This window comes from Desulfocapsa sulfexigens DSM 10523 (assembly GCF_000341395.1).
Lineage (GTDB): Bacteria > Desulfobacterota > Desulfobulbia > Desulfobulbales > Desulfocapsaceae > Desulfocapsa > Desulfocapsa sulfexigens.
The window spans coordinates 1221942-1235620 of sequence record NC_020304.1; the positions used below are offsets into that span (position 1 = coordinate 1221942).

12 protein-coding genes are annotated in these 13679 nt (G+C 39.0%); 7 read left to right on the plus strand and 5 right to left on the minus strand.

All coding sequences use genetic code 11. From position 1 onward, the window contains the following. Positions 1-121: 121 nt before the first annotated feature. From UWK_RS05395 to UWK_RS05410, 4 genes are all read right to left on the minus strand, one after another. On the minus strand, positions 122-1222 hold the full coding sequence (locus tag UWK_RS05395) for an HD domain-containing phosphohydrolase (protein WP_153304830.1): 1101 nt from the start codon (positions 1220-1222) through the stop codon (positions 122-124). A 102-nt stretch (positions 1223-1324) separates the two neighbouring features. Next, positions 1325-2389, minus strand: coding sequence for a histone deacetylase family protein (locus tag UWK_RS05400; protein ID WP_015403348.1), 1065 nt, complete (start codon positions 2387-2389; stop codon positions 1325-1327). A gap of 17 nt (positions 2390-2406) precedes the next feature. After that, positions 2407-2988, minus strand: a complete 582-nt coding sequence (locus tag UWK_RS05405) for a 5-formyltetrahydrofolate cyclo-ligase (RefSeq protein ID WP_015403349.1) — start codon at positions 2986-2988, stop codon at positions 2407-2409. Between the two features lie 146 nt (positions 2989-3134). Continuing rightward, on the minus strand, positions 3135-4424 hold the full coding sequence (locus UWK_RS05410; protein WP_015403350.1) for a YeeE/YedE thiosulfate transporter family protein: 1290 nt from the start codon (positions 4422-4424) through the stop codon (positions 3135-3137). Positions 4425-4767: 343 nt separating this feature from the next. On the opposite strand from UWK_RS05410, the gene UWK_RS05415 reads away from it, so the two are divergent. The 4 genes from UWK_RS05415 to UWK_RS19570 all read left to right on the plus strand — a co-directional run bounded on the left by UWK_RS05415 (position 4768) and on the right by UWK_RS19570 (position 5910). Beyond that, a complete protein-coding gene (locus tag UWK_RS05415) occupies positions 4768-5025 on the plus strand; it encodes a sulfurtransferase TusA family protein (RefSeq protein ID WP_015403351.1) in 258 nt (85 codons plus the stop codon). Between the two features lie 84 nt (positions 5026-5109). After that, entirely contained in the window at positions 5110-5403 is a 294-nt protein-coding gene (locus UWK_RS05420; protein ID WP_228130043.1) for a peroxiredoxin, read from the plus strand. Between the two features lie 9 nt (positions 5404-5412). Further along, entirely contained in the window at positions 5413-5724 is a 312-nt protein-coding gene (locus tag UWK_RS05425) for a hypothetical protein (protein WP_015403353.1), read from the plus strand. Between the two features lie 12 nt (positions 5725-5736). Further along, the gene (locus tag UWK_RS19570; protein WP_015403354.1) at positions 5737-5910 is read left to right on the plus strand and encodes a hypothetical protein; all 174 of its coding nucleotides are present in this window, start codon (positions 5737-5739) and stop codon (positions 5908-5910) included. A gap of 119 nt (positions 5911-6029) precedes the next feature. Here the strand turns inward: UWK_RS19570 and UWK_RS05430 are convergent, their stop codons facing one another. Beyond that, complete coding sequence (locus UWK_RS05430; protein WP_015403355.1) at positions 6030-7112, minus strand: serine hydrolase domain-containing protein; 1083 nt, start codon at positions 7110-7112, stop codon at positions 6030-6032. 362 nt (positions 7113-7474) lie between these two features. Here UWK_RS05430 and dnaN point away from each other — a divergent pair, with 362 nt between their 5' ends. From dnaN to gyrA, 3 genes are all read left to right on the plus strand, one after another. Further along, positions 7475-8605 carry a DNA polymerase III subunit beta gene (gene dnaN, locus UWK_RS05435; RefSeq protein ID WP_015403356.1) on the plus strand — a complete coding sequence of 377 codons (1131 nt, stop codon included), beginning with the start codon at positions 7475-7477 and terminating at the stop codon, positions 8603-8605. Positions 8606-8700: 95 nt separating this feature from the next. Beyond that, on the plus strand, positions 8701-11115 hold the full coding sequence (gyrB, locus tag UWK_RS05440) for a DNA topoisomerase (ATP-hydrolyzing) subunit B (protein WP_015403357.1): 2415 nt from the start codon (positions 8701-8703) through the stop codon (positions 11113-11115). A 65-nt stretch (positions 11116-11180) separates the two neighbouring features. Then, positions 11181-13676: a DNA gyrase subunit A gene (gene gyrA / locus UWK_RS05445; protein WP_015403358.1), complete on the plus strand. Its 2496-nt coding sequence runs from the start codon at positions 11181-11183 to the stop codon at positions 13674-13676. The last annotated feature ends 3 nt before the right edge of the window (positions 13677-13679 follow it).

The window sequence follows — 13679 nt, forward strand, 5'->3', positions numbered from 1 at the left end:
TCAGTTATATCTTTTTTATCTGTTTCAATTCTTAGCACCCTGTATATTTTTAAAAGGGTCATTTAAAGTGAGTGCCGGCTAGCGACTATTTCACCACCACTGTTAGCCTTCACAGGAAAAACTAATTTTCCTGCTCAATATTAAATTTCTCCAGATACTCCCTGGAAAATGCATCACCAGTTGAGGTGAAATCAACAATGGCCTCACTGAAAGCCAGGACACACTCTTTATCAAACTGCGATTCAACACAGCTATTCAGCTCTTCAACAGCCTCCATCATAGTCATATTGCGTCGATAATTCCTTCTGGAGGTCATAGCATCGTAACTGTCCACTACAATCAATATCTTTGTTAACACATCAAGATCATCACCTTTAAGCCCATCGGGGTATCCCTTGCCATCCATACGCTCGTGGTGATGACGAATTATAAAATGTTCTCTGTCCATAAATCCCAGAGGTTTTATAATATTTGCCCCGACGACTGGATGTTTACGTATTAGGGCCCATTCTTCGTCGTTGAGTTTTCCGGGTTTCTGAATACAGGAAAGATCAATAACCAGTTTTCCAATATCATGAAACTGTGCTGCACGACGTAAAATAACTAGATCATTTTCCGACACATTCATCGCAACACCCAGGAGAACTGCATACTCAGTTACCCGCATGGTGTGTCCTGCTGTATAAAAATCCTTCTCCTCCATGGCGTTTTGGAGACTGGACATCAGTTGAACTGTAGCATTTTCAAGACTATGGCTGTATTGCAGTAAAAGCTTGTTCGTTTTCTCCAGTTCAATAGCCTTTGCCCGAACATCATCCTCAAGCTCCTGCTTGTAATGAACCTCGCGGCGAATAAACATTCGCTTCTCGATGGCCCGACGAATCTTGACGTTGAAAATATCAAGATCCTCAATGGGTTTTGTAAGAAAATCATAGGCGCCAAGGTTGATCGCCTTGACTGCATAATCCATGGAGCCAGCCCCGGTGAGGAAAATTACCGGAATATCATAGTCCAGAAGATTTAAAGCTTCGATGGTTTCAAAACCATCCATACCCGGCATATTGATATCGAGCAAAATAACATCAAATGAATCATCTACAATTTCAGCAACATACTTCCCATCGTTTACAGAAACAACCTCGTGACCAAACATTTCGAGAATTTTCGACACAGTGGTACGCACCATCTTGTCATCATCGGCAACCAGAATTTTCGTCCGCACTGTTTCCAATTCCCCTACCCTCAATAAGATTGAGAAAACACTCTAATATTACAAATATTCAGTTACAGCTGTCAGGTTTCAAAATTACATGAAAAAAGAATTTTACAATTTCCAAAACCTTTTTGCAACATCCCTTGCCTGAACAATAGCTGGATGAACAGATTTTTTTCCACTTAATAGTTTGCTGGCAGGTTCCTTGAGATTTGTTGGATAACCGGTATCCAGTGGCTCACCCAGAAGTTCAGACAACACAGCCATGGCCCCGTCACGCTGCCCGTTCAAGTCATAACCACCTTCCAGGGTCACCAGCAACCGCCCCTCGCACACCGTCTCCGCCAACTGTACCATTGCCCGTGTAAGATAAGCAAACCCTGGGGCCGTAACTTCCATGGCACCTAGAGGGTCGCCTTTATATATATCAAAGCCACAGGATATCAGGATCAGTTCCGGATTATACTCTTTGCCAATCGGTACGATAATATCATCAAAAATAGTGGCGTAATCAATGTCCCCCTGATACCCGGGAAGAGGAATATTTATCGTGTAACCATCCCCTTTTCCTTTTCCTGTTTCGGTGACGGCACCAGTACCCGGATAGTAGGGGTACTGATGGGTCGAAACATAGAGCACCATATCTGAATCATAAAAAGAATTCTGAGTACCGTTACCGTGGTGAAGATCCCAATCCACGATCATTACCCGCTTCATTTTATGATGGGATATTGCATATTTTGCAGCCACAGCCACATTGTTAAACAGGCAAAACCCCATGGATCTATCCCTTTCAGCATGATGTCCAGGAGGGCGAACAAGGGCAAAACCATTATCAACAGCGCCCTCTACAAGGAGGTCAACCCCTTTAACCAGTGCGCCTGCAGCAAGAATTGCCGCTGCATAGGAATCAGGTGAAGTTTTTGTGTCAGGGTCAAGTGCATCAAAAATCTTTCCAGCAGTTTCAGCCACCCTATCAATAAGATCCTTTCCATGATTTAACCCTATAATATCGTGGGATGCGGGTTCAAAATCCGGATAAACAAAACAATCTTTCACCTCTTCTTTGTCGAGCACCTCATTGATAACCTTCAGCCGCTGAGGGGATTCCGGATGGTCAAAACCGGGATCATGATCCAAAAAAAGAGAGTCTCTCAATACTGCTGTTTTACGCATACCCTTCTCCAACAGTCCTATCGGCTTCCTCTAATTGTCCGTTTTTCAGTTATTATATAATCAAGCAACTCATCATGGTCCTGAAGAGGGGCCTTTTTTACCATCTGCAACTCATAAGAAAGTCCAACCCGTAATGCCTGTGGTGCTTTCTGGGAGACAAATCGATCATAGTATCCGCCGCCGTAGCCCATTCTCCCACCTCTTTCATCAAAAACGGACCCGGGAAGAAAAATAATATCAATTGTGCCGGGAGAAATCATCTGTTTTTCTCGAATAGTAACAATCGGCTCTGGAATAGAACAGTACCCTGGAGCAAGGTCAGTGTCTGGATCCTTTATGGAAACAGCTAACAAATCTCTCTCTCTCACAAGAGTCACAGGAACAAGGACTTTTTTTCCACATTGTAACATGTGCGTAATAAGAGGACGAGTGGAAACCTCTGAACGAAAATCAACGTAAACAAAGACAGTTGCAGCACCTTTATAAAAGGGCATACCAATAATCCTATTTATGATCATCATGCTACGCCTCCTCTGTTCTTCACGGGAAAGCATATCACGTTGCAATAGAGTATCTTTTCGTAAAATTTTCAAATCCATGATGTAACCTATAAGACAAAAAGAATAATGTCGATTCGGAAAAAATTATGTTCATAAAAAAAAAATCGCAGTTTCTACTGAGGAGAAACTGCGATTTTCACCCCCTACACACTGTGTAGAGAAACGAATAACTACAAGACCCAGTATCACATAGGCACAATCAGCTTATTCGTGTCTTCGTTCCAGGTCACAACCAGATACCAGACCATCATTATAAAAGCGATCATGGCAATTGTTCCGCCATATCCCATAACATCCGGAAGGTAAACATAGGATCCAAGAGCACCTGATTTTTCCAGGTTTATTTCGTCTGCTCCAAAATTCTGGAACCATTTAGTCATAAGTGAATTAGATACGGCAAAGAATGGTACAACCATTATCAATTTGACCTGACCTTCACCAACACGCCACAGGGTACCTGAACCACAACCACCTGCGAGCATGGCGCCAAGACCAAAAATAAAACCACCAACAATTGATCCCCAACCAAAAGTTCCACGCACATAGTTTATAGGAGCCAAAACAGACTCCCCACCATGAGCAACAGGCACAGCATACTTTAATACGGCACCACCGATTGCAAGAAGTAGAATAGACAATGCAACGGACTTCGCCAGGGTACAATCACCTGTCATATGAGGCTCACGAAAGCCCTGAACCATACACCAGCGTCCACGCTGCATAGTGTACCCAAGTCCTGCCGCAATCAGGATTATACCAGAAAGAGATGCAATATATTCCTCACTCTTATCACCTGCCCAACTAAAAGCCCCTTCCTCAAATCCAGCATACGCATACGCTGCCCATACGAGCGCTGCAAGGGCACCTATTGCAAGTATTGACTGAAGAGCATTTGGAACATTAATAGTTCCAGATCCACCGTCACCCCAGGAGATGTACTCCATCTCCATATAGAGAAGTTTCAATCCTAATAATACGCCAGCTACCAGGCCTATCCACATGGTAAAACCATTTGCTGCAAGGTTTCCAATGGCATTGTACATACCACCCACATTACAACCACCGGCAAGAGTTGCACCTACACCCATGAGAATACCGGCAATAACCGCCTTTACCATTTCACGATAGGGTGGAATGCGAAGCGCAAAATCCCTTCCAAGACAGGCTGAAATAAAAGCCCCTCCAATAAAACCAATACCAATGACGGATCCAGTATTCCCCATAAGTGCAGCTGGTGCCTCATCGTACAAACCCAGCAGTCCACTTTCAGCACCTATAATGGTATTTAATCCATAAATGATCCAGTCTCCCCAGTTACGAATCGCTCCAACAGCACCCCATGGGCGCCACCATGCCATTATCAAAATTGAAAGAAACGCAACAATAACCCCAGCTATGGTGGCATTCCATTCTGATTTACAACAGGTTTTGTAAAGATCCTTCACCTTACTCCCAATTACACTTTCCTCACTCATACAGCTCCTCCCCTTATAGAATCTTAGTTTTAGTAAAAGCTTGTTATCTAAATTAGAGTTTTCTTACTCTTGCCCAACACTTTTGTCAAGTATCTATGGACAAACAAGGTCTCCTAATGCCTTTTGAACTCATGCATTTATCACATTAAAACAATGTATTAACTGCTTAAGGAGGGCTTGAATAGTCATTCATTTTGCCCTTGACATAATCTCATAGCTAAAGTATACGTCTGACTATTATCTATTCAGTGTTGACCATATAACACTGAGCAAAATTATTTAAGACTAAGAAAACAATTACGTTTATCAGTCTATCGAAACAATATTTCCAGGAGGAAAACCCATGAGTGACCTTAAAGTTGCCGCAGACGGAATTGCAGTAGCAGCCACACTTGATGCAAAGGGATTGAGTTGTCCCATGCCTCTTCTTCGTACAAAAAAAGAAATAGGAAAAATCGCCTCCGGTGAAGTTCTCCAGATAGATGGTACCGACCCAGGTTCCAGAAATGATCTTCCAGGCTGGTGTAGTCGTGCTGGACATGAGTACCTCGGCGAAAAAGAGCAGTCAGGTTATATTAGCTTTTTTGTAAAAAAAGGTTGATTGTAACTCGTAACTGTTTCTTGTGTTTACTAAAAAATAAGCAATTTCCTGGAGGATACTATGTCCAAAAGTCTCGGAATATTCGTGACCAACCCTGACCAGTTCAAACATGTAATGGGTATAACAAAAGCTGCTAAAGCTAAGGGTTCCAATGTAAAGGTATTTTTTACCTGGGATGCTACTCATAACGCAAAAAAAGAAGCTGGTTTTCCTGAGCTTTGTAAAATAGCTGATGATGTTTCTATCTGTGTGGATAGTTACAAAAACATGGGATATGATATTGATGATATTCCTGAGGGTCTTGAAGCCAAAAAAATGGCCACTCAGGCTCAGCATGGAATAATCATTGAAGATTACGATTGTTACTTAAGTTTATAGGAGTTTCCCATGGAATATAATAAAGTATGTCTGATGTACCGCAACCAGGATTGTACCGTTGATGGTATCCGTTCAGCTCTTGGGCTTGCTGTTGAAAACATGTACGCATATGGTTGCGTAATGGATGAGCCTAAAATGGAAAAATTCAATGAGCTCCAGGCTGAGTCTCTTGAAATGCTCCGTGATATGGAAGGTGATGTTTTTGCAACAACAACCGCAAACTGCGAACTCAATGATCTTGAGCCTATCACTATTGAAGAATTAGGTGAAAAACTTCGCGACATGACCCATATAATCCCTTACGGCATTATAAAAGCTTAGGAGCAACTGATTATGAAAATTCTTAATATTTATCGTTCAGAACCTGATGATACAACAAAAAAGCTGGTGGAGATTGTAACTAGAGATCGTGATGCAGATTCTTTCGATCTTAATGTTGATGCACCTGATTATTCAGCTCTGGTTGATAAGATATTCGATGCAGACCAGACTATTTGCTGGTGGTAAGATATATTCAACTTCGTTTTAAAAAAAGCCCCTTACTTGATTATTTAAGTGAGGGGTTTTTTTTTTATTAGTTGAAAGACTAAAAAATTAATTATATTTTTTTCGTTATTCACTATTCCTCACCCCATTAATAAGTCATGGAAGGCTGGTCTGAATTCTTTAATTTTCCAGTTATACTTACCATAATGAACCCGGTTCGTTAAAAGAACCACAATACAATCTTTTTCAGGATCTATCCAAAATGATGTACCGGTAAAACCAAGATGACCCACACTCTCCTTTGAAAAAAAGTTTCCACTGCTGGATCCTTTCTCCGATACTGTATCAAACCCCATTGTCCAATTAGAATTTTCCACTTTCTTCAAAGTTTCTTTTAGTAAATCGTTTGAATAGGCTGGATGCTGGCATCTATTCTTCCATTGATCGAGAAGTTGCTCACACAGACCTACAACCCCTCCAATTGTTCCAAAAAGGCCAGCATGACCTGCCTGCCCCCCTAAAACTCTACAATTATCGTCGTGTACCGTTCCAGAAAGCATTTCTTTGTCCCATAAACACTTTTCAGTACTCACATAGGCATAACCATCTTTTTTGTAGAAACCAGGAAAAGAAAGATCATTATGCAGCTCTATAGGCTTATATATTAAGTTATATGCTAACTCACCTATTTTTTTTCCGGTCACATTTTCAATAATAAAACCAAGGAGCATATAACCCAAATCACTGTAACAATATCTGGTTCCATTTTTATATTCCATATTTTCATCTAATATTCTCTTTACAAGATTTTTTTTTCTTATCTTTTTCGGAATAATAAGCAGTTCTTTATAGTAGTCTCTGTGCGCCGCAAAACCTGCACAATGTGACATGAGTTGTTTTATAGTAATATTTTTTTTATCTGTTGGGCAATTTTGAAAAAGAGTTTGAAGTTGCGTTTCAGAATTCAATAAACCCTTTTCGAACAAAGCGAGTAGTATGAGTACTGTTGCCAACGGTTTTGTGAGTGATGCAAGATCAAAAAAACTATTATTTTTTAGTTTTTCTTTAAAAGGTGTGAACTGCGCCAATCCATAATATTTTTCAAAACGTTCAAAGCCATTATCCACACGTTTTGAATAGGCCATTGCTGCTCCAGAAAAAACACTTTCATTCAAGGCTCTTAAGAACAAATCATTGATTTTATCAATCCTTATTTTTTTCATATAAATTTTCCTCTATTCCATCCTTATATGGAAACAAGCAAAATGGGTAAAAAATCTTGTTTTTTTACCCGCTTTGCACTAGAATTGGGCAGAGTAAAGTTTTTAAATATAGTATTGTTTTTACATATAAATATTTATTTATAATTTACGTTTTCAACATTCTTTTAACACCCTTTGTTAAGAGTTTATTAACAACTCGGTTAATAAGCTGTTAAAAACGACAAATTAACAAATTTTCCGTTTTTTTTCACAACATACTTTTTATAAAATAAATCATTATTTTAATATGTTATGTTTTTTTTAAACATATTAACCTCCTTAATAATAATAATAAAAAGATTATTTAATAAAGAGATACTCCTATGACACTTAATTGCACAGTATCACGATCCGATTTAATGGAAGGTCTGAACAGTCTTCAAAACATAACCAATAAGCGCGTAACCCTTGCCATACTCTCAAATATTCTTATTGCAGCAGAAGAAGATGGGATTGTGCTCACAGGAACTGACCTTGAGGTAGGATTACGTATAAAAATTCCTGCTGAAATTAATGGTCAAGGAATACTCACATTACCTAGTAGAAAAATTTTTGAAATTGTCCGGGAATCCGGATCAGAAAAAATAACTATCCAGGAAACAGAAAATAGCTGGGTTGTTATATCAGCAGGATTAAGCACCTATAACCTTGCAGGTTTAGCAAGTGATGAATTTCCAGAATTTCCGAAATTCGATGAAAATAATTTTGTTTCCTTTGAGGCAGGCATATTTTCAGACCTTATTGATAAAGTTATATTTTCTGTAGCAAACGAAGAGGAGAATGCCTATTCCCTCACCAATGTCCTTTTTGAGAAAGAAAAAAAGGATGAACGATCTTATTTACGAATGATATCATCAGATGGCCATCGTCTTTCCATAATGGAAAAAGATGTGGTTGCTGATATAGATCTTCTTACTATTCAGGAAGGAACATTAATTCCAAAAAAAGGTGTTCAGGAATTAAAAAAATTCTGTGATAGTCGTGATAGTGTTGAAATATCTTTTGAAAAAGAAAAACTTATAGCGAAAGATAATGAATCTGTAATGGTCATTCGTTTAAAACAGGGTGAATTTCCACAATACAGAGCAATTGTCAACGCAGTTCAACTTGAAAATAAAATAACCATAGAAAGAAGACCATTTCTTGATTCTCTGAAACGAATTAATCTCTTTACAGAAGATATATTTCATACAATTCAACTTGAAATTGAAAATGGCAAGATGATTTTGAGTTCGCAGAATGTAGATCTCGGAAACGCTAAAGACATACAGGATATTCAATACGATGGTGAACCTTTGCTTTTGGGCTTTAATTGTCGTTATTTTATAGAAACTCTTCAGGTTATGGAATGTGATAGTGTGGATGCATACATTAATTCTAATAATAGTCCCTGTCTTATGAAATCAGACAGGGATGAAGGATTTTTAAGTATTATAATGCCCATGCAGTTATAGTTTATATATTTAAATTTTTATATAATTTACAAACAATTATCTATTCTTAGTGTATTTGAATAGACAAATTTATTTCTTCAAAAAAGGAAAAACGAGTGACTGAAGAAAACAAAGATTACGGTGCTGAACAAATTAAAGTTCTTGATGGTCTGGAAGCTGTTCGAAAAAGACCTTCAATGTATATTGGTAATACGGCTGAAACAGGTCTCCATCATCTAATATGGGAAGTTGTAGATAATAGTATTGATGAGGCCCTTGCAGGCCATTGTGGACGTATTTACGTAACCATCCATCAGGATAACAGTGTAACAGTTGAAGACGATGGTCGTGGAATTCCTGTAGCTCATCATCCTACTGAGAATATGTCTGCACTGGAACTGGTTATGACCACACTCCATGCAGGAGGAAAGTTTGATCATTCCAGTTATAAGGTTTCTGGTGGACTTCATGGTGTAGGTGTTTCTGTCGTAAATGCACTTTCTGTTAAAGCAGTGGCAAAAATTAAACGTGATGGAAAAATCCATCGTCAGGAATACAGTTATGGTGAACGCATAGGTGACCTCGAAGTTATTGGTACAACAGATAAAACTGGAACTTCTATTACTTTTCAGCCAGATCCTGATATTTTTAAAGAAACTGTTGTTTATAATTATGAAACGGTAAATACCCGTCTTCGGGAACTTGCTTTTCTGAATAAAAATGTTCGTATATATCTTAAAGATGAACGTACCGGCGCTGAGGATAAGTTTCATGCTGAAGGCGGTATAAGTGAATATGTTGAATATCTGAACAGAAAACGAACCCCTATAAATGCTGTCCCCATTTTCATATCCGGCGAAAAAGACAATGTGGAGGTTGAAATAGCTTTTCAGTATTTTGATGGCTACTCAGAGCGCCTTTTTTCTTTTGTAAATAATATAAATACCCGAGAAGGTGGAACACACGTTTCCGGTTTTAGAAGATCACTTACTAAATGTATAAATCGTTATGCAAGTGATGATATCGTCCCAAAAAACATGAAAGAAAAGATGGGTGGCGATGATGTTCGAGAAGGCTTAACTTGTGTTATTTCCGTCCGAGTGCCGGATCCACAGTTTGAAGGACAGACCAAAACGAAATTAGGTAATTCCGAAGTAACTTCTATCGTAGATTCAATCTGCACAGATAAACTCACTCTTTTTCTCGAACAAAACCCACAGGAAGCAAAAAAAATTCTCACAAAGGCTGTAGAAGCTGCACGAGCCAGAGAAGCGGCAAAAAGAGCAAGAGAACTTTCCCGGAAAAAAGGATCAACCGCTCTTTTTATGGCAGGAAAACTTGCAGAGTGTCAGGAAAAAGATCCAGCAAAGCGTGAAATATTTATAGTAGAGGGAGATTCAGCTGGGGGTTCTGCAAAACAGGGGCGTGACAGATCCATTCAAGCCATTCTTCCTCTTCGTGGCAAAATTATGAATGTTGAAAAGGCGCGATTTGAAAAGATTCTTGGTTCTGAAGAGATAAAACAACTTATTGGAGCCCTTGGTTGCGGCATTGGTAGGGAAGAATTTGATAAAGAAAAACTTCGTTATCATAAGATAATAATTATGACGGATGCTGATGTAGATGGAGCACATATTCGTACCCTTCTACTTACCTTCTTTTACAGACAAATGCTGCCGCTCGTTGAAGGCGGATTTATCTATATTGGGCAACCACCTCTTTATCGTTTAGGGCGTGGGAAAAAAGAACAGTATTTTCTTGAGGAGGAAGACCTCAACGCTCATCTCTTCAATGAAGCCAGTCAAATTTTAAAAATTAAGGCTCAAAATGGAGCTGACGAATTTATTGAGAACGAAAATCTTATTAACATACTGAAGAAACTTTCAGTTTTTAATCAGGTAGTAATCTATCTGGGTAGAATGAATATATGGGAAGACCTCCTTTATTATCTTCTAGATCAGGATGTACATTCCGCTGATCAGTTCAGTGATGAAGAATTTGTTAAAAATATTATAAATGGACTCTCTCCTGAAAAACACATAATAGGTAACATTCGTCCGTGCCGCTGGCGACCAAGTTGTTACGAGGTTGATATTGCTATTAAAGGTCAGGCACAGATTATGATGACCCTGGGGCCACAACTCCCTCTTATTAATGAATTTCGTACGGCTCTTGGCCTTTTTAATGATATTAAATCTTTACTTCGTTGTCCTTTTACAGTGTTAAGAGGTGTTCAGGGTTCTGATGATAAAGAAATATCAGTTAAAAACTGGAGTGAAATGATAAAGACTGTTCGTAATGAAACCTTTAAAGGAAGTCATCTACAGCGATACAAAGGTTTAGGTGAAATGAATCCTGAACAGCTCTGGGATACCACAATGAATCCCCAGAATAGAAGTTTAGTCAAAGTAACTATTGGAGATGCAGAACAGGCTGATGATATTTTCACCACCCTCATGGGAGACAAGGTGGAACCACGCAGAGAATTTATTCAAAATCATGCTTTAGAAGTTTCCGACCTGGATATCTGATCAAAACTATAGATAAAGCGCATTGCTCTGGCTATGCAGCATAATGTTGTAAATTGGTATTTTATATGACAACTGAAGAACAAGAAATTCATCCAACAATCTCCATTGAAAGGGAGATGAGAAAATCCTATCTCGATTATGCTATGAGCGTCATAATTGGTAGAGCTCTGCCAGATGTTCGTGACGGTCTAAAACCAGTTCATCGTCGGGCTCTTTTTGCCATGCGAGAACTCTCTGTTTTTTTTAACAGACCCTATGTTAAATCGGCTCGTATAGTCGGTGATGTTATAGGTAAGTATCATCCTCATGGTGATACGGCCGCCTATGATACCATTGTTCGAATGGCTCAGGATTTCTCCATGCGTTACCCGCTGGTTGACGGTCAGGGTAACTTCGGATCTATGGATGGTGATTCTCCTGCAGCTATGCGTTATACCGAAGCAAGAATGACAAAAATTGACAGAGATATAGTAAGTGATCTTGAAAAGGATACTGTCGATTTTGGTCCTAACTATGATAACTCCATGACTGAACCATTGGTTATGCCAAGTAAAATTCCAAATTTGCTGGTCAATGGATCGTCAGGTATTGCCGTTGGAATGGCCACCAACATTCCGCCCCACAATCTCACTGAAGTTATGAATGGCTTAATTGCCATGATTGATAATTCTAACATCACAGTCCATGAGCTTATTGAAATAATAACCGGTCCCGATTTCCCCAAAGGTGCTTTTATATGTGGGCGCGCTGGAATCCGTGAGGCTTATGAGACGGGACGTGGCAGTATACTTATGCGTTCACGTACTCATGTTGAAACAATTAAGGGGAGTAAAAGGGAAGCAATTATTGTAACGGAAATTCCCTTTCAACAAAACAAGGCAACCCTAGTTTCCAAGATAGCTCTTCTTGTAAAAGAAAAGAAAATAAATGCAATAGCTGAAGTTCGTGACGAATCTGACAGGCATGGTGAAAGAATAGTAATTGAATTGAAAAAAGATGAAATCGCTGATGTTGTAATTAATCAGTTATATAAAATGACACCTTTACAGCGATCCTTTGGTATTATCTTTCTGGCAATTGTTAATAACAAACCTGAGGTTTTAAATCTAAAACAAATTCTCGAATATTTTATTCTTCATCGTAAAGTTATTGTTTATCGCCGTACAGCCTTTGAATTAAGAAAAGCAGAAGAAAAGGCACATCTTTTAGAAGGTCTTAAAATTGCCATTACCAATTTGGATGAGGTTGTAGAATTAATTAAATCTTCTGATAATCCAGCTGCTGCAAAAGCCGAATTGATAGGCCGCTTTAATCTCTCTGATATTCAATCTCAGTCTATTCTTGATATGAGACTACAGCGTCTTACCGGTCTTGAGCGTGATAAAATTATTCAGGATTACAAAGATATCATTGCAGAGATAAATAGATTACAGGAAATCCTTGGTGATGAAAACCTGGTAATGAAGATAATCCGTGATGAATTTATCGAAATTAGAGATACCTATGGAGATGAGAGACGCACTGAAATAATAGATGCTGTTGATGAAATTCTCCCTGAAGATATGATAACTCAGGAGGATATGGCGGTTACCGTTACCCACACAGGTTATATTAAGCGTAATCCTGTGAGTATATACAGATCCCAAAAGCGTGGCGGAAAAGGAGTTTTGGGTGTGAAAAACATTGAGGAAGATTTTGTTTCTAACCTTTATGTTGCTTCAACCCATGATACATTCCTCTTTTTCACCAATCATGGAAAAATATTCTGGCGAAAAGTTTATCAGCTTCCGTTAGCCGGACGCACTGCACGAGGGAAAGCTATTGTCAATCTTCTTAATCTTGCAGAGGATGAGAAGGTTGCTGCCATTCTACCTGTTGCTGATCTTCAGAATGAAAAAATAACTAAAACTATACTCATGGTAACCCGTCTTGGACGCGTTAAAAAAACCAGCCTTGAGGAATTTATTAAACCACTCAAGCGCGGTAAAAAAGCACTTACTATTAATGAAGATGATGAGATTATCTCTGCCCATATCCTTACGGGCGACGATACCATTTTTCTTTTTTCCAAATACGGTTCTTCTATCCACTTTCATGAAAGTGATGTCCGAACCATGGGTAGAACAGCTGCAGGAGTTCGTGGTATTCGGTTAAAAGAAAATGATTATGTTGTTGGATCTATCGTAATTGATTCCGATTCTTCTATTCTCACAGTAACTGAAAATGGTTATGGAAAAAGAAGTCCCGTTGCCGACTATCGTATTCAAAAACGCGGTGGACTGGGTATTATGGCCATTAAAACTAGTGAACGAAATGGCTACGTTGTCGGTGCCATGCAGGTAGATGATGACTCAGAGGTCATGTTGATAGCTGATTCTGGGAAAATGATTCGAATGCCGATGAGCAATGTGAGGGTTATTGGTAGAACAACTCAGGGTGTAGGACTTATCAATCTTGCAGATGATGAACGGGTTGTTGCAATGGATCTTGTAGCTCCTGAAGAAGAATCTGATGATGAAAGTGAAGGTGAATTTCAAGAATTACAGCGTTCAGATGAATAATCC